Genomic DNA, 25,217 nt, shown 5'->3' with positions numbered 1-25,217 from the left:
ATGAGACGATTTAGGAAGTATGGGAAGGGCTATGTAAAAGAAGCGATTTTTGCTCCTTTGTTCAAACTCCTAGAAGCCTGTTTTGAACTAGCTGTCCCTCTCATCATTGCCTTTATTGTTGATACCATAATTCCTCATAGCAATCACGAACAGTTGATTGCTATGATTTTGTTATTGGTCCTTTTTGCAGTAGTTGGTGTGATTGTGGCACTTACCGCCCAATATTATTCAGCCAAGGCAGCAGTAGGCTACACCAAGGAACTAACTCTGGATCTCTACAAAAAAGTCCTATCCCTCCCCAAATCTAGTCGTGACCATTTGTCCAGTGATAGCTTGCTGACACGTTTGTCGAGCGATACCCTGCAAATTCAGACGGGCATTAACATCTTCTTGCGCCTCTTTTTGCGGGCACCGATTGTGGTATTTGGCTCTCTCGTGATGGCTTTTTACATCAGTCCTAGCTTATCACTAGATTTCTTGGCCATGATTGCCCTGTTGTTTTTAATTGTTTCTGTCGTTTCGGTCATGGCGAGCAGGTTTTACCTCCTCATGCGCAAAAGCCTTGACCGTCTAGTAGGGCAGGTTCGGGAAAGTCTAATGGGCATGCGGGTTATCCGTGCTTTCGGACAAACATTGCGTGAAATACGGTTTTTCCAGCAGGCTAATCTGACCTATACCCGAGAGCAATTGACCGCTGGTTTTTGGTCCTCTTTACTGACACCGGCTACCTTTTTGGTGGTTAATAGCACACTGCTTATTTTGCTGTATCAGGGGAAACTAGCCATTGGTCAAGGGAGTTTAGACCAAGGTATGCTGGTTGCCTTGATTAACTATTTATCGCAAATTCTGGTGGAATTGGTGAAAATGGTCATGGTCATTTCGACTTTAAACCAGAGTTTTATCAGCGCTGGTCGCTTGAATGAAATTTTTGAGCAGAAATCAGAAGATATTGACCAGCCATTTCCGTATGCAAGTGTATCAGAGGAGTGGACCTTGGTGGTGGACGATTTGTCCTTTACCTATCCTAGGGCAGCAGAGTCTGCCTTGACAGCTCTTTCTTTTCGGGCTAAAAAAGGAGAATTTCTTGGTATCATCGGAGGAACGGGTGCTGGAAAATCAACCTTGGTCGACTTGTTGCTGCAACTCTATCCTGTAGCTCCTCATCACCTAGCCTTATTTAAACTAGATGGTCATTCGCCTGTCAATTTGAGAGAATGGCGCGAGCAATTTGCCTTGGTTGGCCAACAGGCCCAGCTCTTTAGCGGGACGATTCGCTCCAATCTTTTGCTTGGTCGGCAGTCTGCATCAGATGAAGACTTGTGGCAGGCTCTAGAGATGGCGCAGGCCAAGGACTTTATCCTTGAAAAAGGGGGCTTAGAAACAAGCGTTGAAGCATTTGGGCGTAACTTTTCAGGAGGCCAGCGCCAGCGGTTGACCATTGCACGCGCCCTCTTGCAGGAAGCACCTATTTTAATCTTAGATGATGCGACTTCAGCCCTTGATTATCTGACAGAAAGAAACTTACTAACAGCTATTCAGAGAGAATTGCCTGATAAATTGCTCATCATGATTTCCCAGCGGACCAATAGTCTTTCTAAGGCAGATCAGATTTTGGTCTTGGATCAGGGACGGCAAGTTGGTTTAGGAAGCCATGAGGAATTGTTGCGGACCTGTGCAATCTATCAGGAGATTGATCAGTCTCAACATGGTCAGGAGGTGTCTCATGAACACTAAGACAAGTTTGGCTCAACTCTTAGCTCGTATCTTGCGGCAGCCTGTTCGGGCCCTGACTATTCTTATCGGAAGTTTGGGACAGGTGATATTGTCTGTTTACCTACCAGTCTTGGTTGGGCAGGCAGTAGATGCGGTGTTGGTTGAAGGAAATACAGACCGCTTTGTCCAGTTGTTGGTGAGAATGGCGCTGGTCATTGCAATCAATACCTTTATCCAATTCTTTTTACCACTTTTCATCAATCAGCTGATTTTCCGCATGATGAATGAGCTACGCCAAGAGGTCTATGAGAAAATCCATCGTCTGCCCCTGGCTTATCTGGATCGTCAGAGTATCGGTGATATTGTTGCCCGCCTTGCTAGCGATAGCGAACAATTAACCAATGGTTTGACCATGATTTTCAGCCAATTTCTTATCGGTGTGCTCACCATTTTCCTGACGATTTTTAGCATGGCAAGGCTGGATCGAACCATGATGCTACTGGTGGTGGTATTGACTCCGATTTCGCTGTTTGTCGCGCGCTTCATTGCTAAAAAAAGTTATGGGTACTATCAACAGCAGACCCAATCGCGTGGGCAGCAGACCAAGTTACTGGAAGAAAGTATTCGTCAATTGCCCCTGATTCAGGCCTTCAATGCTCAGGAGCAATTGATCGACCAGTTTGAGGAAGTCAACCAGACCTATGCGACCTATTCGCAAGCAGCGATTTTTGCTTCTTCAACGAGCAATCCGATGACCCGTTTTATCAATGCCTTGATTTATGCCTTGTTGGCTGGACTCGGTGCTATGCGGATTATGGCAGGGAATTTCACCGTGGGAGAACTCACGACCTTTCTCAATTATGCCAGCCAATATACAAAGCCTTTCAACGATATTTCCTCGGTCTTGTCAGAATTGCAGAGCGCCCTTGTCTGTGCAGAACGTCTCTTTGAAATCTTGGAGCAAGAGCCAGTTGAAGAAGGGGATGTATTGCCGCTGATAGAAGAAGAGGTACGCGGAGAGATTCGCTTTGAAGAGGTGGATTTTTCCTACAATCCTCTTCAGCCTTTGATTGAAAATTTGACGGTTCATGTTCCAGCAGGTGCTAGGGTGGCTATTGTAGGCCCGACTGGGGCTGGAAAATCAACGGTTATCAATCTTTTGATGCGTTTTTATGAGGTCAATAAAGGCCAAATTTTACTGGACAATGTCCCCATTTCGCGTTACAGCCGTAAGGATGTGCGCCGTCAAATCGGTATGGTCTTGCAGGAAACGTGGATGAAAACAGGGACAATCCATGAAAATATCGCCTATGGTTATCCCGAGGCGACACGTGAAATGGTGATAGAAGCGGCCAAGGCTGCCAATGCTGATTTCTTCATTCGTCAGTTGCCACAAGGTTACGATACAGAATTAAGAGATGGCGGAGCTTCCCTGTCTCAAGGGCAACGACAATTGCTATCGATTGCGCGGGTCTTTGTCCATCTTCCTAATATTCTCATTTTGGATGAGGCGACATCGTCCATTGATACACGGACAGAAATTCTTGTCCAGCAGGCCTTTGAACGTCTGATGCAAGGTCGGACCAGCTTTATTATTGCTCACCGCCTGTCCACCATCCAGTCTGCTGATATGATTTTGGTCATGGTAGCTGGTCAGATTGTGGAGCAGGGCAATCATGAGCAACTCATGCAGGCAAAAGGATTTTATTACCAACTGCAGACGAGTCAAGGAGTTACTGAATAGGGAGTGGGAGTAAAATAATCCAGTGGATTATTTTAGCCCGAGCCTAGAAATTAGAAAGCGAGGACTACAAAATCGAACTCTTACGAGTTACCGATTTCTGTCGCCCCCCCTACCGTCTGCACCATCTAAGAAAAGTAGTACAAAAGAATTTTTTCTTCAATATGAGAGGCTGGACATTTGTCCAGTCTTTTTTCTTAGATTATGGACTAGGGAGATGGGCGATTTTTATGATATACTGGTTACATGTTTGATTTTAAGAAATACGGCATTGAAATGTGGCCACAGGATAAGATAGTAGCATTTAGAAAAGCCTTGCTTGATTGGTATGATGAGCATAAACGGGATTTACCATGGCGGCGAACCAAAGATCCCTATGCGATTTGGGTATCTGAAATCATGCTCCAACAGACGCGGGTTGATACGGTCAAGCCCTATTATGAGCGCTTTTTATATCATCTGCCGACCATTCGAGATTTGGCAGAAGCAAAAGAAGAGGTGATTTTGAAACTCTGGGAGGGACTGGGGTATTATTCTCGAGTACGGAATATGCAAAAGGCTGCCCAGCAGATGGTGGCCGACTTTGGTGGTGCTTTTCCAAAGACCTATGCTGAAATTGCTAGTTTAAAGGGAATCGGGCCTTATACCGCAGGCGCTATCGCTAGCATCGCCTTTGACTTACCAGAACCAGCTGTGGATGGCAATGTCATGCGGGTCATGAGCCGCTTGTTTGAGGTTGACTATGATATTGGGGTGCCTGGCAACCGCAAGATTTTTCAGGCTTTGATGGAAGAATTGATTGATCCAGAACGCCCAGGTGATTTTAATCAGGCTCTAATGGATTTGGGCTCTGACATTGAAGCACCTGTCAATCCTCGCCCTGAAGACAGTCCCGTTAAGGAGTTCAGCGCAGCATATCGCAATGGAACCATGGGCAAATACCCGATAAAGGCGCCTAAGAAAAAGCCTGTTCCAGTCGCTTATCAGGCCTTTATTATCCGAAATGAAAAGAATGAATTTTTACTGGAGAAAAACCAGCAGTCCAATTTATTGGCCGGATTTTGGTCCTTTCCCTTGATGGAAAAAGGAGCGTTTATCCCCCCGCAGGTGTCTTTATTTGAAGTCGCAGAAGACGGACCGCAAATCGATGTCAAGCAGGCATTTAGCAAGGCCTATCCTTTGAAGGTTGAGTGGCAGCAAGATACATTTGCCCCTGTTCAGCATGTCTTTAGCCACCGTAAATGGCAGATTGAGTTGTTAGAAGGTCGTGCCTTGCTAGGAACGTTGCCACCTGATCGTGAACTCCAGTGGGTCGCTGTTGAAGATTTCCATCGCTATCCCTTTGCTAAACCCCAGCAAAAAATGTGGGACAGCTATCTGGCAGGCAAGCAAGGGTTGACTTAATCTATTACAAAAATCTTAAGAGTAGAGCATATAAATACTTGAAAACGCTTTACAAAAGTGATATGATAAGGGTGAAAAGAAGGAAAGGGGTATCATTAAATCGCTTACAAGCTCTTCTCCGAGGAGAAGAAGTAAGGGGAAAAGTCCACCAAGTTTTACTATATAATAATATCGAAACATTGAGTCTCCTTCTCGAACTCAAATTGCACAAATCAAGCTGCCCTATATTGATTACATGTGATATGTATAAAAGTAATGAACGAACTGTAGAAATCGGTTTGTAATCTAAATAGATAAGTGTAGGTACGTATGAATTTGTTAGGGTGGCTAACGAACATTAACACACTATCTTATTTCCAAAATAATCACTTCCTTGATGGTGGACTTTTCCTAATGTTGGATTCCTTTCTCTTATAACCTGATAGACAAAAGAAGCAGAATTCAAGTTCAGCTTCTTTTTCTATGTTCAATTGTAGCTAGAGTTTAGCGATGCTCTTTTCGCCATTGATAAGGCGAGATGTGATAACGACGTTTAAAGGCGGTAGAGTAGTTGAATTGGTTGGAATAGCCAATTTCTTCAGCGATTTCTTGAAGGCTCTTTGAAGTGTTAGCTAACAACTCACAGGATTTACTTAGTCGGTACTCAATCAGAAATTGCAGGGGAGAAATCTGCATATACTCCTTGAACAAACGCGTAAAATAGTGGCGATTGAGATTGCACTGGTCCGCCAATTCCTCGATAGTGATTTTATTTTTATAATTTCGTTCAATGAAATTGATACTCTCCCGAATATAAAATTCCTTGGTTTCGTGTTGGTGGGCATAGGTTTTCGACTGGGATAGTTCGACTAATTTGGAAATAAAGAGATAGGTATGACCAATAATCTCCGCATTGCTAGCATGATGAGACTTGAGAAGTGCTTGCATTGCAGCAAGGAGTGGACTGGTCTCCGCGGGCTCAGCTTGAGTGAAAATCGGTTGCTTGTTGGAGAGACCAGCAGCCCTTAGGAAGTGTTCCGTTTTTAAGCCATCAAATTCAATCCAAGTATAGGTCCAGGGCTGGTCTTTATCTGCTTCATAGCTACAGATGGTGTCAGATGTGATTAAAAATCCTTGTCCTGCAGAAAGTTTGTATTCATCCTGCTCATCGGTAACATAGAAAGTTCCTTTTCCCGAAATAATATAATGAAAGAGATAGTGCTTTTTCATCATAGGACCAACGGAATGGAGTGATTTGCAGCGTTCATAGCCAAATTGAATGGGGTAAAAATCGACATAGGAAGGGTTATTAAAAACGTAGAATGTTGGTTTAGTGGTCATCTATTTTCTCCTTCTGAATAATATTGGCTTGTCAAAAAAGATTTTCTATATTCCACTTAAATAAATCATAAATTCTGAAATAGAGATTGTCTTGTACTTAGAATGTGCTTACCTATAGTTTATCACAAATTATATGTATTTGCGACTTTTTATATGAGAAAAGAAAGAAAAATGGTGAAAAAATATAAAAGAGGTCACGAATGACTATTCCAAGAAAAGCGCTTACACTATATAATTGAGCTATCAACATATCATTTTTCATCAGGAAACTGTTAGAAAAGGAGGAGTACCAAGATGAAAAAATTTGTTTCTACGCTGACTTGTCTTTCAGCAGCCATGCTGTTAGGCGCATGTTCAGGCACATCTGATTCTCAAGCGTCGTCTGGGAAAACAGAAATCACCTATGCGATTTGGGATTCGGGTCAAGAACCAGGATTACGGAAAATCGCAGATAAGTTTGAAGAAAAAAATCCCAATATCAAAATCAAAATTCAAGTATCGAACTGGGATTCCTATTGGACAGCTTTAGAAGCTGGGGCAACAGGAGGAGCTCTTCCAGATACCTTCTGGATGCACTCAAATGAAATTTACCGCTATGGGTCAAATAAGTTGCTCTTACCGCTAGATGATTATTTAGCTAAGAGCAAGGAAGCGCAATTGAGCAACTTCCCAACTGGTTTGAATGACATTTACAATATTGAGGGCGCTCAATATGCAGTACCAAAAGACTATGACACGATTGGTCTGTGGTACAACAAGAAGATGTTTGATGAAGCAGGAATTCCTTATCCAGATGATACTTGGGATTGGAACAAGCTAAAAGAAGTAGCTAAGAAATTAACGAAAGCAGATGGCAGCCAATACGGCTTTGGAGCAAGTTTTCAAAATCAAGTGGGTTACTATAATTTCGTTTATCAAAATGGTGGAACCATCATTACGGATGATAAAAAATCAGGCTATGATGATCCAAAGACCATTGAGGCAATCGACTACTACTTTAGCTTTGTCAGAGAGAAACTCTCTCCAGCAATTACAGTTGATAAAGAAAACGCAGAAGCCTTCCAAAATGGACAAGTAGCGATGAGCCTCTTTGGTTCATGGAGTCTCTCTGGATTGACTGAAAACGATTATGTCCGTGAGAATGCGGATGTTGCTGTTCTACCAAAAGGCCCAGATGGCAAGCGTTCAACAATCTTTAACGGCTTAGGAAATGCCATTGCAGCAAACACCAAGCACCCAGATGAAGCCTGGAAATGGGTTGAATTTTTAAGCTCAAAAGAAGGTCAGGATATGCAGGCTTCCTTAGGCGTTGCGATTTCAGCCTACAAGGGTTCTGCAGATACTTGGGTTGACTCTAACCCAAATTTCCATATCAAAAATTATATTGATATGATAGATTATGCACAGATTCGTCCTTATTCTCAATCAACTGCCAAATGGGAAGATAAGGCTTATGAACTGTTGAAACCAGCTTACCTCGGTGATGAGAAAGTCGAAGATGCTGCTAAGAAAACAGCAGATATGATGAATGAAGAATTGGCTTCAGAAAAATAAATGGGTGGTCTGGAGAGAAGGTGCATTTCTCCAGACCTATATTTGTAACAAGGAGAAGGAAGATGTTTAAAAAGAAAGGAAGTTTGAATGAAGCCCTGTGGGGCTGGGGAATGGTTGCTCCCACCATCATCGGGTTAATCGTTCTGAATATTATCCCCATTTTTCAGACCTTTAAAATGAGTTTTTACAAGAGTGGTGATTTTGGGAAAAATGATATTTTTATCGGCTTGGATAATTACCGACGCATGCTTGGGGATGCGCAAGTGTGGCAGGCGACGTGGAATACCTTGAAATATAGCATTTTGGTAGTTCCAGCCACTATTGCCCTTGCAATGCTATTAGCTGTCTTGCTGAATTCTAAGTTGAAGGGCAAGCATGTCTATCGGACCATCTTTTTCCTTCCGATGGTTGCAGCACCCGCTGCGGTCACCATGCTATGGAAATGGCTATATAACAAGGATTTCGGTATCTTAAATCTCATGCTATCAAAACTCGGCCTAGGACCGATTGCCTGGGTGGAGGATCCGCAAATAGCACTTTATGCGATTGCTGTGATTGGTATTTGGAGTACGGTTGGTTACAGTATGATTTTAATCTTGGCCGGATTACAAGAAATTCCAAATGATTATTATGAAGCCGCTCGTATCGATGGTGCAAGCCCTGCCAAGCAATTTTTTCAAATTACGCTTCCTCTGGTATCTCCAACTCTCTTCTTTGTTGTGGTAACCAGTATCATTCAGTCCATGCAGGTCTTTGATGTCATCTATATGATGGAGGATATTAAGAGTCCAGCCTACGATAAAACCGTATCATTGGTGTATCTTTTCTATAATAGTTCCTTTAAATATTCAGATAAGGGCTATGGTTCAACGATTGTGATGCTATTATTAGTCATTATTTTGTTGATTACCGTCGTTCAAATGAAATTACAGAAGAAGTGGGTTCACTACAATTAAGTTTTGTATAGATGAGGAGATCTTATATGAAAGAATATACACTTAAAGCAAGAATTTGCATCCATGTCTTTCTAATCATTGTATCCTTGGGAATGATTCTGCCCTTTATCTGGATGATTTTAACATCCTTTAAAACGGTGACAGAATCAACGCAGATGAATCCCTTTCATCTCTTACCTAGTCAATGGTTAGTGAGCAATTATACCGAAGTCATTCGAACCAATAATTTTCCAATTTTATATGTTAATACCATCCTCATGATGCTCTGGCGGATTTTTAGTTCGGTCATGTTTTCTGCTATGGCAGCCTATGCCTTTGCCCGTTTAGAGTTTCCAGGACGGAAAATACTCTTTGGCTTGGTCTTGTTTCAGATGATGGTACCGCCCCAATTATTTGTCATTCCCCAGTATCTGATGATTGATACGTTGGGAATGCGCAATACTATTTTTGCCTTAGTCTTTCCAGGTCTTGTTAGCGCTTTTGGTACTTTCTTGCTTCGACAGTTCTTTGCAGGATTACCAAAAGAGTTGGAAGAATCAGCCCGTTTAGATGGGTGTAATATTGGGCAGACCTTCTTTAAAATCATGCTACCTTTAGCCAAATCAGGCTTGATAGCCCTAGCTATTTTTACGGCTCTCTTTGCCTTTAAAGATTTGCTATGGCCCTTAATCATCAATTCAGATGCTGATAAGGCGACCTTGTCGAGTGCTCTTTCAAAGATTCAGGGAGCTTATACGGTCAATTATCCGCAGTTGATGGCAGCGAGTGTCCTTGCGATTTGGCCGATGGTTGTATTGTATATCATCTTCCAAAAACAATTTATTCAAGGGATTGCCACATCAGGTGGTAAATTATAGGAGGAAAGAGATGGGAATTGAATTTCGCAAAGAAACGGGTGAGTTTCATTTATTTAATAAAGACATCAGCTATATTATTTGCATTTTAGAAAATGGTCATATTGGAAATCTTTATTATGGCCCTAGGGTAAGCGAGGAGGTGTCCTATCAATATTTAAGAGAAAATGAGTTGAGAGAAAATGGTAATCGTCCACATACTTCCTATGTTTACGACAATGATTGTTTTTTATCCTTGCAGCATACGAGACAGGAATATGCTTGTTACGGTACGACAGATTTTTCCCTACCAGCATTTGAAATGGAGCAAATAGACGGAAGTAGACTTTCTCATTTTGTCTACAGAGACCATCGTATGCTAAGTGGGAAGCCTCGACTTGAGGGGTTGCCGCATACCTATACTAATCATGACGAAGAAGCAGAGACCTTGGAAATTGATCTAGTAGATGTAAATAGCGAGACTCTCTTAACCTTATCCTACAGTATTTTTAAGGATTTTGCGGCCTTTAGTCGGTCAGCGCGTTTTCAACACTTGGGCGAAAAGCCCGTTCGGTTGACCAAGGCCTTGTCCTTCAGTTTGGATTTGCCTGATAAAGAGTATGAATGGCTTCATTTAGATGGAGCTTGGGGACGGGAACGCTATCTCAAGCATAGCCCGCTACATCAAGGTAGTCAGGCCATCTATAGTCTAAAAGGAGCTAGTAGTGCAGAGCACAATCCTTTTATCGCTCTCAAACGTTTCACTGCTAATGAGCAACAAGGAGAAGTGCTAGGCTTTTCTCTGGTTTACAGCGGGAATTTTCTGGCTCAAGTTGATGTGACGTCTTTTGGACAATCTCGGATTACGATGGGGATTCACCCCGAGCGTTTTTCTTGGCTTTTAGAAAAAGGTCAGAGTTTTCAGACGCCTGAAGTAGTCATGGTCTATAGCAGTACAGGCTTGAGCGGTATGAGCCAAGTCTATCATAAATTGTATCAAAAGCACTTGATGCGCGGAAAGTGGCGAGATAAAGAGCGCCCAGTCTTGTTAAATAACTGGGAAGCTATGGAATTTGACTTTGACGAGGAGCGACTCGTAAAACTAGCTGAACAAGCTGCGGCAGTTGGTGCGGAGTTATTTGTCTTAGATGATGGTTGGTTTGGTCAGCGCAATCATGACCGAGCAGGCTTGGGAGATTGGCAGGTCAATAGAGACAAACTACCGTCTGGTCTCACTGGCTTGATAAAAAAAGTCAAGAGTATGGGTCTAAAGTTTGGCTTGTGGATTGAACCAGAAATGGTCAATAAAGATAGTAATCTCTATCGCGAGCATCCTGACTGGATTTTGCATCACCCTAAGCATAGCCAGTCCCATGGTCGCCATCAATTTACACTTGATTTATCACGAGAAGATGTTTATCAAAATATCCATCATCAACTATATACCTTACTTGCCAATCATGAGATTGATTACATTAAATGGGATATGAATCGCTATATGACAGAGGTCTTTAGTAGCGCACTACCATCTGAACAGCAAGGTGAGATTTTTCACCGCTATATCCTCAATCTGTATCGCCTGTATGACAGCTTAATCACGGCCTTTCCGCATGTTCTCTTTGAGTCTTGTTCGAGCGGAGGCGGCCGATTTGATCCCGGTATGCTCTATTATGCTCCCCAGACTTGGACGAGTGATGATACAGATGCCATAGAACGTTTAAAAATCCAGTATGGCACCTCTATCGTTTATCCCTTAATCAGTATGGGATGTCACGTCTCAGCAACTCCTAACCAGCAAGTTGGTCGAGAAACCTCTTTGGAGACGAGAGGGAATGTTGCCTTTTTTGGTAGTTTTGGCTACGAGTTGGATTTATTGCAATCGAGCTCGGAAGAACTAGAGGAGATTACCCAGCAGATTGCCTTTTATAAAGAGCATCGCAGAACCTTCCAATTTGGGCAGTTTACGCGTCTGCTTAGTCCATTTGAGGGAGAAGAGACTGCCTGGCAGGTGATTTCAGAGGATCAAAAAGAGGTTATCATAGGATATTATCGGCGTTTGATAACAGTTAATGCAGGTTTTACACGTCTTCGTCTTCAGGGACTAGCTCCTGACAAACGTTATCGGTTCAAAGGACAGGTCTATTATGGAAACCAGCTCATGTATGCAGGACTCCCTATTCGCTTTGAATGCTTTGCTGATCAGCAGAAAGACTTTAGTTCAGAGTTGTTCATTTTAGAATGTCTTGATGTTTAACCTATTTTCTGATAGAAAAAATCCAACCCCGATTGACTGGCGGTTGGACTTTTATATTTATTGTTGCTTATTCTTTTACGAATGCGTTGATTTCAGCTTCGATAGCAGCAATTTTGTTTTCAGCATCGAGCATGTCTGTACCAACGGTGGCGATGTAGAACTTGATTTTTGGTTCTGTTCCAGACGGACGCACGGCAAACCAAGAATCGTCTGTCAAGGTATATTTCAAGACGTTGCTCGGTGGAGTGGTCAAGGTTGCTACATTGCCCTCTTTGTCTGTTGCAGTTTGTTCTTGGAAATCTTCCAACAAGGCAATATCTGTTTGGTTGAATTGGGTTGGGGCATTGCCACGGAATTTATCCATGATTTTCTTGATTTCCGCTTTTCCGTCCACACCTGATAGGGTAACAGAAATGGTTTTTTCTGCATAGTAGCCGTATTCTTCAAAGATTTGGTCAATGCCGTCTGCCAAGGTCAAGCCTTTCGAGCGGTAGTAGGCAGCAATTTCAGCGACGATAAGGACTGCCTGAATGGCATCTTTGTCACGGACAAATGGTTTGATGAGGTAGCCGAAACTTTCTTCAAAACCAAACATGTAGGTATGGTTGTGTTTTTCTTCAAATTCTTGGATTTTTTCAGCGATAAATTTGAAACCAGTCAAGACATTGAACATGGTTGCGCCGTAGCTTTCTGCAATCTTGGTCACGAGTTCGGTCGATACGATAGACTTCGCAAGGGCCGCATTTGCTGGTAATGTTCCTGCTTGTTTGTGGGCTTCCAAAATGTATTTAGCGATGAGAGCTCCGATTTGGTTACCAGAAAGGTTGCGGTAGCTGCCGTCTGCTTGACGGATTTCCACTCCGAGGCGGTCCGCGTCAGGGTCGGTTGCCACCAATACATCGGCATCCACTTGACGGCCTAATTCTTCTGCAAGAGCAAAGGCAGACTGGCTTTCTGGATTTGGTGATTTTACGGTTGAGAAGTTTGGATCAGGATTTGCTTGACTTTCTACGACTTGGACAGATTCAAAGCCAGCTTGGGCAAGCGCACGACGAGCTAGCATTTCACCAGTACCATGAAGCGGTGTAAAGACAATCTTCATATCGCGACCATACTCGTTAATCAAATCTTGGTTGATATTGACATCTTTAATTTCCTTGAGGTACTCGCTGTCAACGGCTTCCCCAATTACTTCGATAAGCCCCTGTTCTTTTGCTGCATCCAAATCAGCGACAGCAATCGCAAATGGGTCGGTAATGTCACGGATATAGTCTGTCAGCGCGTCTGCATCTGCTGGCGGCATTTGGCCACCGTCTTCTCCGTATACCTTATAGCCGTTGTAAGGTGCAGGATTGTGGCTAGCCGTAATCATGATCCCAGCAACGGTGTGGAGATGGCGAACAGCAAACGAAAGTTCAGGGGTTGGGCGCAATTCTTCAAAGACATAGGCCTTGATACCATGTTGAGCGAGCACGCGGGCTGCATCAAAGGCAAATTCTTGGGAGAAGTGGCGGGAATCGTAGGCGATGGCAACTCCTCTATCTTTTGCCTCTTGACCTTTTGATTCGATAAGGCGGGCTAACCCTTCAGTCGCTTGGCGGACAACGTAAATGTTAATACGGTTGGTACCTGCCCCAATCAATCCACGCATACCAGCTGTTCCAAACTCAAGAGATGTATAAAAGGCATCTTCTTTGGTTTTCTCATCCATCTTGCGCAAGTCTTCCTGTAAATAGTCAGGGAGTTCTGCATAGTCAAGCCACGCTTGATACTGTTCTTGATAGGTCATTGTAGTTCTCCTTTTCTTTTTATAGAGTATTGATATTCTATTAAACGCTTTCATTATATCATTTTTGAAAAAAAAAAGCACGCTTTCACGTGATTTTCTTTTTAATTTTTTGCTTTTTGCAGGGTAGGGACAATAGCTGCTGTCAGAAAGGCTGCAATCACCATTTCAGCGATTGAATTGGTTCCGATAATGGTCGCTAGCATGGCTTGGATATTGCCGTTATAGACCCCAGAAAAGAGGAAAAAGATACTGCCCAGGACAAAGACGGTATTGGTTATGGAGCCAATGGCACCAGCGATTAACAGCCCTACATGCTTGTGGGATAAGCGATAGATGAAGTAAGGTGTGACCCCGATTAAAACCCGAGGAACAATAGCAACGATGAGTGAATACCATTGTCCATTTTCAACGAAGGGAGAAAAGAGGTAGCTGGTTGGCAAGAGGATAATCGTATTGTGAACGACGCTCAAAATCCCCATCATACCTCCCAAGGTTGCACCGATTTTTGGTCCGTAGAGGATAGAAGCAATAATCACGGGGATATGGACGATGGTTGGCTTAATCGGGACTGGTAAGAGATTGAAGATGACAGAGCTGACAATATCAATCACAATCATCACCGCAAAAAAGATAGCTAAGGTTGCAACGTGGGTTGATTTAGTTTGTCTCATGAAGCGTTTCACTCACTTTCTCTAAAATAATATCAATGGTAGCTAGGGCACCTGTTCCAATATCACCGCAGGCCAGTACGGCATTCCGAGGAGGGATTTCCACAAAGCCGTAACCTTGAAGCCGCTGTAAATTTTCTTGAGTGGCAGGGTTGAGGTACATATTGGTATTCATGGCTGGAGCAAGCAGTTTTGGTGTCGTAGCAGGAAGGGCAAGTGCAACTGCTGTGACGATATTATCCGCAAAACCATGAGCCAGTTTGGCAATGGTTTGGGCAGAAGCAGGTGCTACAAGAAAGAGGTCTGTCTGCTTGGCAAGGTCGATGTGCTTAATCGAGCTAGGGTCTTCTTCAGTCATCACATCGGTATGCACCAGATTTTTTGATAAAGCCTGAAAGGTCAGCGGTGTGATGAATTGGGTGGCAGCAGAGGTCATTAAGACCGTGACCGAATGACCTAGCTTTCCGAGTTGGCTGGTCAAATCTGCTGCTTTGTAGGCTGAGATGGAGCCTGTGACGGCTAGGGTGATACGGGCCATACTATCTCCTTTTTTCCAATACTTTTTCGAGAATGATATCTGCGATTTCTTCCTTGGCCTGAGCAGAGTAGGAATGCTCATGGTCGACCAGATAAGCACCGTGTCTTTCTGGACCAATGTCTGCTAAATCATTAGCAAGGATATAATCAGCTTGATTGTGGATGAGGCTTGCGCGTGCGACTTGAAAGAGTTCTTCTTTTGTGACATTGACCAAGAGTTTAAAACCAATCAGCTGGATGGCAGGATTCCATTGCTTGATGAAAGAGATGACCTTTGGTGTTTTTTTGAGAAAGAGCACTTGGTAGTCATCGGTTGATGAAATTTTGCCTTCAGCATTGGTTTTCTCAAGTAGGTTGTCGATATTTGGGCTAGCTTTCACCTCGTCAAGGCTCGTCATGTAAACAGGGCTGTAGTCAGAGACCGCCATACTATGAATCATGACGTCGTGCTTGGGAACCAGTTGTTCCAAAGTCTCCATTAGACTTGCGACGTCGGTGATTTCGACAATGGTTAGACCAAGCTGTGGCTCGGGTTTGACAGCTGTTTTTGTGGTGACAAGGGTCACTTCCAGCTCTTTTGCTAGATACTTTTCAGCCATGATTTTTCCGAGGCTACCTGTAGCGTGGTTGGTAATAGAGCGGACCTGGTCAATGGCTTCGCTGGTGCCACCAGATGTAATCAAAATTTTCATGCTTTTATTGTACTAGAAAATCTGCTTTAGGTAAAGTTTTAGGGATAGCTATCTTTTATAAGGAGAGAAGGATTTGTCTTCCGTATCTGAATGTTTTGTGTGGTAATAGCTTGAAAATAAGCAAAAACCGTATATTAAAAATAATTTACTCTAAAAACGTGCGTTTCTATCGAGTTTCTGATATACTATTGTCAAGAAAAGGATGAGGAGTTGCTATGAAAACAGATATTGAAATTGCACAAAACGTGGTGTTACAGCCGATTGTCGATGTGGTGGAGAAGGTCGGTATTGGCTATGATGATTTGGAATTATACGGCAAATACAAGGCCAAGTTATCCTTTGACAAGATTGAAGCAGTCAAGGAAAATGACCTTGGGAAGTTGATTTTGGTGACGGCTATCAATCCTACGCCTGCCGGTGAGGGCAAGTCAACGGTGACGATTGGGCTAGCGGATGCGCTTTCCAAGATTGGCAAGAAGACCATGATTGCCCTGCGGGAACCGTCGCTCGGTCCTGTGATGGGGATTAAGGGGGGAGCTGCTGGTGGTGGCTATGCCCAGGTCTTGCCGATGGAGGACATCAACCTGCATTTTACAGGGGATATGCACGCTATTACCACGGCAAATAATGCTCTTTCTGCCTTGATTGATAACCATCTTCATCAGGGAAATAGCTTGGGCATTGACCAGCGTCGGATTATCTGGAAGCGCGTGGTGGATTTGAATGACCGTGCCCTTCGTAAGGTGACAGTTGGCTTGGGTGGTCCCCTAAATGGTATTCCGCGTGAGGACGGTTTTGACATCACAGTTGCCTCTGAAATCATGGCCATCTTGTGCCTTGCAACGGATGTGAATGATTTGAAAGAGCGTTTGGCTCGTATCGTGATTGGCTATCGCTTTGACCGCAGTCCAGTCTATGTCAGAGATTTGGCAGTAGAAGGCGCTTTGACCTTGCTGTTAAAAGACGCGCTGAAACCAAATCTTGTTCAGACGATTTATGGTACGCCTGCCTTTGTTCACGGCGGTCCTTTTGCCAATATCGCCCATGGCTGTAATTCGGTTCTAGCGACCTCCACAGCCCTTCGCTTGACAGATTATGTGGTGACCGAAGCAGGATTTGGGGCTGACCTTGGTGCGGAGAAATTCCTCGATATTAAAACGCCAAATCTGCCTAAGGCTCCTGATGCGGTGGTGATTGTCGCGACCCTTCGTGCCCTTAAAATGCACGGCGGCCTAGCAAAAGACCAGCTGTCAGAAGAAAATGTAGCAGCGGTACGAGCAGGTTTTGCCAACCTCAAACGTCACGTTCAAAATGTGAAAAAATATGGCATTCCAGCAGTCGTTGCCATCAACGAATTTGTATCAGACACGCCAGCAGAAATTGCCGCCTTAAAAGAACTCTGTGCGACAATTGACGTGCCTGTTGAGCTTGCGAGTGTCTGGGCAAATGGAGCTGAAGGCGGAGTGGACTTGGCAGAAACCCTTGTAGAAACTATTGCGACAAACCCAGCGAACTATCAACGACTATACAAGGCAGACGATAGTCTAGAAGAAAAAGTGACCAAGATTGTCACAGAGATTTACGGCGGAACAGGAGTGGTCTTTGAAAAGAAAGCCCGCACTCAATTGGCAGAATTCGCTAAAAACGGTTGGGATAGCTTGCCAGTATGTATGGCCAAAACGCAATACAGTTTTTCAGATGATCCGACAGCACTTGGAGCGCCTGAAAACTTTGACATCACCGTGCGTGAATTTGTACCAAAACTAGGCGCAGGCTTCATCGTCGCTTTAACAGGCGATGTCATGACCATGCCAGGTTTGCCCAAGCAACCAGCGGCGCTCAACATGGATGTGGCAGAAAACGGAGATGCGATTGGCTTATTCTAATCATTGACAAACGTCAAAACTGGGGATTTTCTCCAGTTTTTTTGGTATAATATTATGATAGATTAAGGAGGAAGAAAAATGACGTATGAACAAGAAGAACAACGGAAGCGGAGAATGATTATCGCTCTTACTTTAGATGCGCTATACTTATTTGGTCTGTTTCTTTTTTTTCAGGGAAATGCTGGGAGTGGGGATGCTTCGATAGGAGATGGATTGGCTTTTCTGTTGATTTTCTTAATGCCCCATTTGGTAGTATTAGTTTTAGGGATGGCGACATTACTTTCTGTCATTTCGTCTTATCATAAATGGGGATTAAGATTTGCCTTGATTTTCCATATTATGGCAATGTTTGCAACCTATTCGCCTTTATATATTGTTACGCTACCAGGATTAGGCATTCAATCTCTGATATTAGCTGTATTAGTTTTTTCAAAAAAATATAGGGAGGAAGAAAAATAATGAAAAAGAACGTATTGAAAATGGCTTTAGTGCTAGGCTTATCTGTCACTATCTTGTCAGGCTGTCAGTCGATTGAAAACTGGTGGAAGAATACCAAGGCAGAATGGATTGGGCTTGAGATGACCGTGCGCACTTATGATGAGAATTCCCAGTTGATTGACCAGATGTCTGGAAAATCGCTGTCCATTGCCCGCAATGAGGAGTTTGACTCAGTGGATAGTGAAGGCAATTCCAAAGGAGATAGCTCGGTCTTGAAAATCACCTTGGGCAAATATGAGATTGACCATGTAGGTTCGTCCTTGATTGCAGTAGAAGATGGTCTGGAAGACATTTTCCTCAAATACCAGAAGAATGCGACCGCAGATGATCAACAGGCAGCTGTTCCGATTCTTAACCGCATGGTATCCAAATTCAAAAATGACTTTACAGGAAAAGAAAAGGTGATTTTGATTCGTTCGCAAAATGGTACACCGCTTGCGACCTACGCAGGAAACAAGGTATCCTTGTACGCTTCGGATGCCCCAAAGACTTCCGAACTCTTGATTGACGGCAAGCGCTTGATTATCTATCGTTGCGATTACACGATTTATGACAAGGAGTTATTGGAAAAATGAGACAAATCTATGCCTACGAGACAGAAAGAGGGAGAGTATGATTTCCATCCGTACAGCAGAGGTGTCTGACGCTGCAGCGCTTCGCGCTATTTATGAACCCTATGTGGTAAAAACAGCGATTACCTTTGATTTTGACGTGCCAAGTGAGGCAGATTTTGCGCAAAAAATAGCAAGTGTCCAAGAACGCCATCCATTTTTGGTCGCTGAATCTGAAGGGAAGGTTATTGGCTATGCCTACGCTTCGACTTATTACGATAAATCAGCCTATGACTGGACAGCAGAATTAACCATCTATATGGATGAAAACAAGCGTGGGTTACGATTAGGAAGTGTTCTCTACGATATGCTAGAAGAAGAGTTAATCAAGCGGAATTTTAAGAATTTTGTCGCTTGCATTTCCCTGCCCAATGACGCTAGTATCGCCTTTCACGAGAAGCGAGGCTATGAACAGGTCGCGCATTTCAAGAAAGTAGGCTATAAGTTTGACAAATGGCACGACATTGTCTGGTTACAAAAAAGTCTGGTGGAGGAATAAATGCAGGTAGAAGTGATTCAACAGCAATTGGAAACCGTTGCTTCTGCTCAAGATGCAGAGAAAATGTCGGCCTATCTTCGGTATCAGTTTTCTTTTCTGGGTGTGAAAACGGTAGTGCGCAGGAAGATAAGCAGGGAATTTCTAAAGCCTTATAAGAACAATCCCATCCATTGGGACTTTATCTGGCAAGCATGGGAGAATCCGTATCGAGAATTGCATTATGTTGCAATTGATTATCTAGCCATGAATAAGCAGAGCTTAACTCCTAAAGACTTACCACGTTTGGAGCGCTTAATCACGACAAACTCGTGGTGGGATTCAGTAGATGGACTGGATAAGATTGCGGGAGAAATTGCCTTTCGTTATCCAAAAGCTAAGTCCATCCTGCTTGCTTGGAGTATTTCTGACAATATTTGGTTGCGTAGGGTTGCGATTGATCATCAATTACTGCGCAAGCACGATACGGATACGGAGTTGCTAGAAAAAATCTTGGTCAATAATCTCGGACAGACAGAGTTTTTCATCAATAAAGCCATCGGTTGGAGTTTGCGGGATTATTCCAAAGTCAATCCAGTATGGGTAAGGGATTTTATCGCTCGCTATAAAGAGCAATTGGCTCCTCTCAGCATTCGTGAAGCTAGTAAATATTTGTAGGAAGAAAATGAAAAAAATATAGATTTCAAGCCGAGATTCACCCTGTGTCAGATAAGGGAAAAGTTTGGCAAGGGATTGATGAAAGGATAATGATAAGCATGAAGCTGGAAGTCCCGATGTGAACATGAGCGATTATTTAGCAATTATTTAGTAGGGAGATTGATGACAAATGGCGCTAACCGCTAAGAATGTACCCAAGAAGTCAAGGTGGAAAAAAATGATTGGAATCCTATTTTTAGTCATAGCACTTGGAATAGGGGGAAAATTTTATATGGACAGAAAGAAAGTGGACGACCTGTATCGTCACGGTTTCTCGCTCTTGGAGGAGCAAATTGCAACCTATATCGTGGAACATTATGCCGGAGTGAGCAAGGTCGAGTTTTCTCCGATTTATGTGGATTGGAGTATCGATACGATCGAAACGGTTCCAGTCATTTATGATCAGTCAGGCAATCGAGCTATTTTGGGTGGAAATATTCGAAGTCAGAATATTAGTTTTTCAGGATTTGGTGTTCCTACAGGATTCTATGCTCTTGAGTTCAACTATAGCGGTAAACAGATAATTTATCTGGGAGCTTCTAGAGATGGTGGAGAAATAGATGTATCTACTGAAAATCGTTTACCAGAGGAAGCAAAACTCTCAAAATCAACACGAATTGATAACAATATAGAAGCACTGGTTGCTGATAATCAACTACAGGGTGTCGTTAAAAATGCCGTTGGTAGTCCTGATGCAGAAATCATCTATAATGTAAAAATTATTAGAGGGGAGGTTGATGACGAATGGCAGTAGCCGATAAAAATATACCCAAGAAGTCAAGGTGGAAAAAAATGATTGGCATCCTATTCTTAATCATAGCACTTGGAATAGGGGGAAAATTTTATATGGACAGAAAAAAAGTGGACGACCTGTATCGTCACGGTTTCTCGCTCTTGGAGGAACAAATTGCAACCTATATCGTGGAACATTATGCCGGAGTGAGTAAAGTAGAGTTTTCACCGATTTATGTGGATTGGAGTATCGATACGATTGAAACGGTTCCTGTCATTTATGATCAGTCAGGCAATCGAGCTATTTTGGGTGGAAATATTCGGAGCCAGAACATTAGTTTTTCAGGATTTGGTGTTCCTACAGGATTCTATGATCTCGATTTCGATTATAGCGGTAAACATTTTATCTATCTGGGAGCTTCTAAAGATGGTGGAAAAATAGATGTGTCTACTGAAAATCGTTTACCAGAGGAAGCAAAACTCTCAACGTCAACACGGATTGATGACAATATTGACGCTCTGATAGCTGATGGTCAACTAACAGCTATCTATAAGCAGGACGGAGGTAGCCCTAATGCAGAAATTGTCTATAATTTAGAAATTATTCGAGGAGAGGTTGATGACAAATGGCAGTAGCTGCTAAGAATGTACCCAAGAAGTCAAGGTGGAAAAAAATGATTGGAATCCTATTTTTAGTCATAGCACTTGGAATAGGTGGGAAATTTTATATGGACAGAAAGAAAGTGGACGACTTATATCGTCACGGTTTCTCGCTCTTGGAGGAGCAAATTGCAACCTATATCGTGGAACATTATGCCGGAGTGAGTAAAGTAGAGTTCTCCCCGATTTATGTGGATTGGAGTATCGATACGATTGAAACGGTTCCTGTCATTTATGATCAGTCAGGCAATCGAGCTATTTTGGGTGGAAATATTCGGAGTCAGAACATTGTTTTTTCAGGATTTGGTGTTCCTACAGGATTCTACTCTCTCGGTTTCGACCACAGCGGTAAACATATAATTTATCTGGATGCTTCTAAAGATGGTGGAGAAATAGATGTGTCTAATTCAACTGTTTTGCCTGAAGCTGCAAGGCTTGAAAAATCAAGAGATATTGATGACAATATTGACGCTCTGATAGCTGATTGTCAACTAACAGCTATCTATAAGCAGGACGGTGGTAGCCCTAATGCAGAAATTGTCTATAATGTAGAAATTATTCAAGGAGAGGTTGATGACAAATGGCAGTAGCCGAATTCCTGATTTTTCTGGTTTTGGCAAGGTTCAGGTTTATCAGTTCTCCTCTTATTGAGTATATATAAAAAATGGCTAGCCACTTGATGAAGTAGAGGAATGGATGAGGGCATGGCTAGACAAGCATACCTATATCTGCTATAATAGACTCATGCGATGAGCCGAATGTGGCAGTAGCCACTTTCACGCTAGGGAGGTCAATACGCAGGAGCGGACCTTGATAAGTTGTGTGAACCTGCTTATCACACGAAAGTGCCCTTAGACCAGGAGAAATCTTGGTCTTTTTTATTTGCTATTTTTAATATTTTTTGCAAGAATCACTTTTCAATTCCTTAAAAAAAGTGTATAATAGCAAGCATATACAAATTTTTAGAAAATTCGAAAAAAGAGGTAATTTATGGGATATACAGTAGCTGTTGTAGGTGCAACTGGTGCCGTTGGGGCGCAAATGATTCAGATGTTGGAAGAATCTAGCTTGCCGATTGACAAGGTGCGTTATTTGGCGTCTGCTCGTTCAGCTGGCAAGGTCTTGTCATTCAAGGGACAAGATGTCGTTATTGAAGAAACGACAGAAGATGCCTTTGAAGGTGTAGATATTGCCCTTTTCTCTGCAGGTGGCTCAACCTCAGCTAAGTATGCTCCTTATGCGGTCAAAGCAGGTGCGGTCGTGGTAGACAATACCTCTTATTTCCGTCAAAATCCTGATGTCCCGCTAGTCGTGCCAGAAGTCAATGCGCATGCGTTGGATGCCCACAAGGGGATTATCGCTTGTCCAAACTGTTCAACCATTCAGATGATGGTAGCTCTGGAGCCTGTCCGTCAACAATGGGGCTTGGAACGCATTATCGTCTCCACCTACCAAGCAGTTTCTGGAGCTGGTATGGGAGCTATTTTGGAAACTCAAGCGCAACTCCGTGCTGTCTTGAATGACGGGGTGGCACCAAAAGATGTAGAAGCTAACATTTTACCGTCTGGTGGCGACAAAAAGCACTATCCAATCGGATTTAACGCTCTTCCACAAATCGATGTCTTTACCGACAATGATTACACCTATGAAGAGATGAAAATGACCAATGAAACCAAGAAAATCATGGAAGATGATAGCATTGCCGTTTCTGCGACCTGTGTTCGCATTCCAGTCTTGTCAGCCCATTCAGAATCTGTCTATATTGAAACCAAAGAAGTAGCGCCGATTGAAGAAGTCAAAGCAGCCATCGCAGCCTTCCCAGGTGCGGTCTTAGAAGATGATGTAGCCCATCAAATCTACCCACAAGCTATCAATGCAGTTGGCAAACGCGAAACCTTTGTTGGTCGTATCCGTAAGGACTTGGATGCTGAAAAAGGTATTCACATGTGGGTTGTATCGGACAACCTCTTAAAAGGGGCAGCATGGAACTCTGTTCAAATCGCTGAAACGCTACACGAACGCGGTCTCGTTCGCCCGACAGAAGAGCTTGTATTTGAATTAAAATAAACCAATCATATCATCACTTAGGAGGAAGAAAATGTCATTAGAGGATTTGAGAAACGCACGCATTATTACGGCGCTTGTGACGCCTTTTCATGAAGATGGAAGTATCAACTTTAAGGCATTGCCTAAGTTGATTGAACACCTCCTTACCCACCATACAGAAGGCTTGATTTTGGCAGGGACAACGGGAGAAAGTCCAACGCTGACCCACGAGGAGGAGTTGCAACTCTTTGCGGAAGTCCAGCGGATTGTGGATGGTCGTGTGCCCTTGATTGCAGGTATCGGAACCAATGATACGCGGGATTCGATTGCATTTGCCCGTGAAGTAGCAGCCTTTGGTGGTTTTGCGGCTGGTCTTGCTGTCACACCTTATTACAACAAACCAACGCAAGAAGGGCTTTATCAGCACTACAAGGCGATTGCGGATGCCAGCAGTTTGCCAATTATGGTCTATAATGTACCTGGGCGCACCGTAGCAGGCTTGACAGTAGAAACGTCGCTTCGCTTGGCGCAACATCCAAACATTATTGCGATAAAGGACTGTACGGGCGTAGCTACCATCTCTCACCTCGTAGAAAATGCACCTGAAGATTTTCTGGTCTATACGGGTGAAGACGGCGAGGCCTTCCATGCTAAAGCGCTAGGAGCGCAAGGGGTCATCAGCGTAGCAGCACATACCAATGGGGATGATTTCTATGCCATGTTCGATGCCTTGGACAAGGGAGATGTGCTAGAGGCAGCAGCGATTCAGCGGAAATTGTTGCCAAAAGTCGATGCTCTCTTTTCAACGACGAGCCCAGCACCGTTAAAAGCAGTTCTCAACCACCAAGGATTTGAAGTAGGGCCGCTTCGCTTACCACTAGTTGCTTGTACGGAAGAAGAAGCAAAGGCGATTATCGCCGTCATGGAAAAATAAGAAAAGAAAACTCTGAAATGAACATTTTGGAGTTTTTTGATTTTTATTCAAAGTCAACATACAGGCGAGGGTCGTAAGAAAAAGTAGGAATCACCTGCTAGCAAGCTTGTCATCATGGCTGTCTGTTAACTATTTATTATGTGCAATGAAAAAGCTCTCCTTTTAAGGAAGCTTTATTGTTTTCTAGAAAGAAGTAGCTTATTTGAAAATAAGGATGATGGCATATTAAGAAATTTCATGGATTTCTTTTTGGCCACCCGATTTTCGATACTCTGTTGGCGATTGCTGGAGGATTCGTTTAAAGGCTTTCGTAAAAACAACATATTCCTCAAAACCGACCTGATTGGAGATGGTTTTGATGGGATTGTTTGTCTCCCGCAGGAGCTGGCAGGCCTTGTTGATTCGTAGTTCGAGAATAAATTGTTTAGGAGTAATATGATAGAGCTTTTTAAATTGTTTAAAGAGATTGCTCCGACTGATTCCGAATAAGGTTGCTAAATCATCAACATTGAGCGCTTTGTAGTAATTTTTACAAATAAAATCATAGATGCCTAGGATCGGATCCATATTGAGATTGATAAAATCATTGGAAATAAACTCCTGTTCCAAATATAATAACAATTCATACGTTTTACTTTTATACCAATAATTCGAAATTTCAGGATTTGCTTCAGTCTCATGGCAAATTTCTTTGATAACCCGAATAATCGGACTATCTTCTTTGAATTGAATCACATCGGCATCGCTTAATTGTAGTCGATTTAGTAAGTCTTGAAAGTAACTTCCTGTCAGACCGACCCAATATGTTTTCCAAGGATCTATTTCATCTCCAAAATAATCAACATTTTCCCCACGTTTCAGTATGTAGCCGTTGAAGCTATCTGAGTAATAGGTTTTATGATTGATTCGCACAGTTCCAGTGCCAGATTCGATATAGTGGAGGACAAAGTTCTCTGTGACGGTATAACTATAGCGTTGCCCAGGAAGAAATTGTTGGATGCCACATTCAGAAAGCACAATATTATCTGTAGAAATATCAAAATGTTTCCATACGTCTCTCATATACTATAAAATCCTTTTGAATTCATATTCACTGCTATTATACACAAAGAATGAACAAAAAAACAAATGATTGATACTTTTTTGTATATTTATTTTGAAAAGATTTGATAAAATAAATTTGTTGAAAGCGTTTTA

23 protein-coding genes are annotated in these 25,217 nt (G+C 42.9%); 17 read left to right on the top strand and 6 right to left on the bottom strand.

Annotated features, from left to right (window positions below; translation table 11 throughout):
* The 3 genes from BU202_RS02490 (at position 1) to mutY (ending at position 4,858) form a co-directional block, all read left to right on the top strand.
* On the top strand, positions 1-1,734 hold the full coding sequence (locus tag BU202_RS02490; RefSeq protein ID WP_075104226.1) for an ABC transporter ATP-binding protein: 1,734 nt from the start codon (positions 1-3) through the stop codon (positions 1,732-1,734).
* Positions 1,724-3,457 carry an ABC transporter ATP-binding protein gene (locus BU202_RS02485; protein WP_075104225.1) on the top strand — a complete coding sequence of 578 codons (1,734 nt, stop codon included), beginning with the start codon at positions 1,724-1,726 and terminating at the stop codon, positions 3,455-3,457. The genes BU202_RS02490 and BU202_RS02485 overlap by 11 nt, the downstream gene beginning before the upstream one ends.
* A gap of 243 nt (positions 3,458-3,700) precedes the next feature.
* Positions 3,701-4,858: an A/G-specific adenine glycosylase gene (mutY, locus tag BU202_RS02480; protein ID WP_075104224.1), complete on the top strand. Its 1,158-nt coding sequence runs from the start codon at positions 3,701-3,703 to the stop codon at positions 4,856-4,858.
* Positions 4,859-5,341: 483 nt separating this feature from the next.
* On the opposite strand, the gene BU202_RS02475 is transcribed toward mutY, so the two are convergent.
* Positions 5,342-6,178 carry an AraC family transcriptional regulator gene (locus tag BU202_RS02475; protein WP_075104223.1) on the bottom strand — a complete coding sequence of 279 codons (837 nt, stop codon included), beginning with the start codon at positions 6,176-6,178 and terminating at the stop codon, positions 5,342-5,344.
* Between the two features lie 294 nt (positions 6,179-6,472).
* Between BU202_RS02475 and BU202_RS02470 the strand changes: the two genes are divergently transcribed.
* The 4 genes from BU202_RS02470 (at position 6,473) to BU202_RS02455 (ending at position 11,775) form a co-directional block, all read left to right on the top strand.
* A complete protein-coding gene (locus tag BU202_RS02470) occupies positions 6,473-7,732 on the top strand; it encodes a sugar ABC transporter substrate-binding protein (RefSeq protein WP_075104222.1) in 1,260 nt (419 codons plus the stop codon).
* A gap of 62 nt (positions 7,733-7,794) precedes the next feature.
* On the top strand, positions 7,795-8,688 hold the full coding sequence (locus tag BU202_RS02465) for a carbohydrate ABC transporter permease (protein ID WP_075104221.1): 894 nt from the start codon (positions 7,795-7,797) through the stop codon (positions 8,686-8,688).
* Positions 8,689-8,714: 26 nt separating this feature from the next.
* The gene (locus BU202_RS02460; protein ID WP_075104220.1) at positions 8,715-9,545 is read left to right on the top strand and encodes a carbohydrate ABC transporter permease; all 831 of its coding nucleotides are present in this window, start codon (positions 8,715-8,717) and stop codon (positions 9,543-9,545) included.
* Between the two features lie 10 nt (positions 9,546-9,555).
* Positions 9,556-11,775: an alpha-galactosidase gene (locus tag BU202_RS02455; protein WP_075104219.1), complete on the top strand. Its 2,220-nt coding sequence runs from the start codon at positions 9,556-9,558 to the stop codon at positions 11,773-11,775.
* Positions 11,776-11,842: 67 nt separating this feature from the next.
* Here BU202_RS02455 and BU202_RS02450 read toward each other — a convergent pair whose 3' ends face one another.
* From BU202_RS02450 to BU202_RS02435, 4 genes are all read right to left on the bottom strand, one after another.
* Positions 11,843-13,564 carry a phospho-sugar mutase gene (locus tag BU202_RS02450; protein ID WP_075104218.1) on the bottom strand — a complete coding sequence of 574 codons (1,722 nt, stop codon included), beginning with the start codon at positions 13,562-13,564 and terminating at the stop codon, positions 11,843-11,845.
* 101 nt (positions 13,565-13,665) lie between these two features.
* Positions 13,666-14,235: an ECF transporter S component gene (locus BU202_RS02445; RefSeq protein ID WP_075104217.1), complete on the bottom strand. Its 570-nt coding sequence runs from the start codon at positions 14,233-14,235 to the stop codon at positions 13,666-13,668.
* Positions 14,222-14,770: a phosphopantothenoylcysteine decarboxylase gene (coaC, locus tag BU202_RS02440; RefSeq protein ID WP_075104216.1), complete on the bottom strand. Its 549-nt coding sequence runs from the start codon at positions 14,768-14,770 to the stop codon at positions 14,222-14,224. Before coaC ends, BU202_RS02445 begins: the two co-directional genes overlap by 14 nt.
* A gap of 1 nt (position 14,771) precedes the next feature.
* Positions 14,772-15,461 carry a phosphopantothenate--cysteine ligase gene (locus BU202_RS02435; protein ID WP_075104215.1) on the bottom strand — a complete coding sequence of 230 codons (690 nt, stop codon included), beginning with the start codon at positions 15,459-15,461 and terminating at the stop codon, positions 14,772-14,774.
* A gap of 215 nt (positions 15,462-15,676) precedes the next feature.
* On the opposite strand from BU202_RS02435, the gene BU202_RS02430 reads away from it, so the two are divergent.
* From BU202_RS02430 to dapA, 10 genes are all read left to right on the top strand, one after another.
* Positions 15,677-17,347 carry a formate--tetrahydrofolate ligase gene (locus BU202_RS02430; RefSeq protein ID WP_075104214.1) on the top strand — a complete coding sequence of 557 codons (1,671 nt, stop codon included), beginning with the start codon at positions 15,677-15,679 and terminating at the stop codon, positions 17,345-17,347.
* A gap of 78 nt (positions 17,348-17,425) precedes the next feature.
* The gene (locus BU202_RS02425) at positions 17,426-17,806 is read left to right on the top strand and encodes a hypothetical protein (RefSeq protein ID WP_075104213.1); all 381 of its coding nucleotides are present in this window, start codon (positions 17,426-17,428) and stop codon (positions 17,804-17,806) included.
* Positions 17,806-18,420: a DUF5052 family protein gene (locus BU202_RS02420; protein WP_075104212.1), complete on the top strand. Its 615-nt coding sequence runs from the start codon at positions 17,806-17,808 to the stop codon at positions 18,418-18,420. Before BU202_RS02425 ends, BU202_RS02420 begins: the two co-directional genes overlap by 1 nt.
* A gap of 37 nt (positions 18,421-18,457) precedes the next feature.
* Complete coding sequence (locus BU202_RS02415) at positions 18,458-18,955, top strand: GNAT family N-acetyltransferase (protein WP_075104211.1); 498 nt, start codon at positions 18,458-18,460, stop codon at positions 18,953-18,955.
* The gene (locus BU202_RS02410; protein ID WP_075104210.1) at positions 18,956-19,609 is read left to right on the top strand and encodes a DNA alkylation repair protein; all 654 of its coding nucleotides are present in this window, start codon (positions 18,956-18,958) and stop codon (positions 19,607-19,609) included. It begins immediately after the preceding gene.
* A gap of 271 nt (positions 19,610-19,880) precedes the next feature.
* Positions 19,881-20,402: a hypothetical protein gene (locus tag BU202_RS02405; protein ID WP_244149008.1), complete on the top strand. Its 522-nt coding sequence runs from the start codon at positions 19,881-19,883 to the stop codon at positions 20,400-20,402.
* A 92-nt stretch (positions 20,403-20,494) separates the two neighbouring features.
* Positions 20,495-21,016 carry a hypothetical protein gene (locus BU202_RS02400; protein ID WP_244149007.1) on the top strand — a complete coding sequence of 174 codons (522 nt, stop codon included), beginning with the start codon at positions 20,495-20,497 and terminating at the stop codon, positions 21,014-21,016.
* 92 nt (positions 21,017-21,108) lie between these two features.
* Positions 21,109-21,630 carry a hypothetical protein gene (locus BU202_RS02395; protein ID WP_244149006.1) on the top strand — a complete coding sequence of 174 codons (522 nt, stop codon included), beginning with the start codon at positions 21,109-21,111 and terminating at the stop codon, positions 21,628-21,630.
* A gap of 400 nt (positions 21,631-22,030) precedes the next feature.
* Entirely contained in the window at positions 22,031-23,107 is a 1,077-nt protein-coding gene (locus BU202_RS02390) for an aspartate-semialdehyde dehydrogenase (protein WP_075104208.1), read from the top strand.
* Between the two features lie 31 nt (positions 23,108-23,138).
* Positions 23,139-24,020: a 4-hydroxy-tetrahydrodipicolinate synthase gene (gene dapA / locus BU202_RS02385; RefSeq protein WP_075104207.1), complete on the top strand. Its 882-nt coding sequence runs from the start codon at positions 23,139-23,141 to the stop codon at positions 24,018-24,020.
* A gap of 225 nt (positions 24,021-24,245) precedes the next feature.
* On the opposite strand, the gene BU202_RS02380 is transcribed toward dapA, so the two are convergent.
* Positions 24,246-25,082, bottom strand: coding sequence for an AraC family transcriptional regulator (locus tag BU202_RS02380; protein WP_075104206.1), 837 nt, complete (start codon positions 25,080-25,082; stop codon positions 24,246-24,248).
* Positions 25,083-25,217 lie beyond the last annotated feature (135 nt).

It is taken from the genome of Streptococcus cuniculi, from assembly GCF_001921845.1.
GTDB classification, from domain to species: Bacteria; Bacillota; Bacilli; order Lactobacillales; family Streptococcaceae; genus Streptococcus; species Streptococcus cuniculi.
This window is presented reverse-complemented; position numbering and strand designations above follow the sequence as displayed.

Bases quoted from the DNA above. Each gene is read 5' to 3' on its own strand.
- BU202_RS02445 (WP_075104217.1), bottom strand. From the start codon at position 14,235: ATGAGACAAACTAAATCAACCCACGTTGCAACCTTAGCTATCTTTTTT.
- BU202_RS02420 (WP_075104212.1), top strand. From the start codon at position 17,806: ATGAAAAAGAACGTATTGAAAATGGCTTTAGTGCTAGGCTTATCTGTC.
- BU202_RS02430 (WP_075104214.1), top strand. From the start codon at position 15,677: ATGAAAACAGATATTGAAATTGCACAAAACGTGGTGTTACAGCCGATT.
- BU202_RS02425 (WP_075104213.1), top strand. From the start codon at position 17,426: ATGACGTATGAACAAGAAGAACAACGGAAGCGGAGAATGATTATCGCT.
- dapA (WP_075104207.1), top strand. From the start codon at position 23,139: ATGTCATTAGAGGATTTGAGAAACGCACGCATTATTACGGCGCTTGTG.
- BU202_RS02455 (WP_075104219.1), top strand. From the start codon at position 9,556: ATGGGAATTGAATTTCGCAAAGAAACGGGTGAGTTTCATTTATTTAAT.
- BU202_RS02470 (WP_075104222.1), top strand. From the start codon at position 6,473: ATGAAAAAATTTGTTTCTACGCTGACTTGTCTTTCAGCAGCCATGCTG.
- BU202_RS02465 (WP_075104221.1), top strand. From the start codon at position 7,795: ATGTTTAAAAAGAAAGGAAGTTTGAATGAAGCCCTGTGGGGCTGGGGA.
- BU202_RS02400 (WP_244149007.1), top strand. From the start codon at position 20,495: ATGGACAGAAAAAAAGTGGACGACCTGTATCGTCACGGTTTCTCGCTC.
- BU202_RS02475 (WP_075104223.1), bottom strand. From the start codon at position 6,178: ATGACCACTAAACCAACATTCTACGTTTTTAATAACCCTTCCTATGTC.
- BU202_RS02490 (WP_075104226.1), top strand. From the start codon at position 1: ATGAGACGATTTAGGAAGTATGGGAAGGGCTATGTAAAAGAAGCGATT.
- BU202_RS02415 (WP_075104211.1), top strand. From the start codon at position 18,458: ATGATTTCCATCCGTACAGCAGAGGTGTCTGACGCTGCAGCGCTTCGC.
- BU202_RS02395 (WP_244149006.1), top strand. From the start codon at position 21,109: ATGGACAGAAAGAAAGTGGACGACTTATATCGTCACGGTTTCTCGCTC.
- BU202_RS02380 (WP_075104206.1), bottom strand. From the start codon at position 25,082: ATGAGAGACGTATGGAAACATTTTGATATTTCTACAGATAATATTGTG.
- BU202_RS02450 (WP_075104218.1), bottom strand. From the start codon at position 13,564: ATGACCTATCAAGAACAGTATCAAGCGTGGCTTGACTATGCAGAACTC.
- mutY (WP_075104224.1), top strand. From the start codon at position 3,701: ATGTTTGATTTTAAGAAATACGGCATTGAAATGTGGCCACAGGATAAG.
- BU202_RS02390 (WP_075104208.1), top strand. From the start codon at position 22,031: ATGGGATATACAGTAGCTGTTGTAGGTGCAACTGGTGCCGTTGGGGCG.
- coaC (WP_075104216.1), bottom strand. From the start codon at position 14,770: ATGGCCCGTATCACCCTAGCCGTCACAGGCTCCATCTCAGCCTACAAA.
- BU202_RS02435 (WP_075104215.1), bottom strand. From the start codon at position 15,461: ATGAAAATTTTGATTACATCTGGTGGCACCAGCGAAGCCATTGACCAG.
- BU202_RS02405 (WP_244149008.1), top strand. From the start codon at position 19,881: ATGGACAGAAAGAAAGTGGACGACCTGTATCGTCACGGTTTCTCGCTC.
- BU202_RS02460 (WP_075104220.1), top strand. From the start codon at position 8,715: ATGAAAGAATATACACTTAAAGCAAGAATTTGCATCCATGTCTTTCTA.
- BU202_RS02410 (WP_075104210.1), top strand. From the start codon at position 18,956: ATGCAGGTAGAAGTGATTCAACAGCAATTGGAAACCGTTGCTTCTGCT.
- BU202_RS02485 (WP_075104225.1), top strand. From the start codon at position 1,724: ATGAACACTAAGACAAGTTTGGCTCAACTCTTAGCTCGTATCTTGCGG.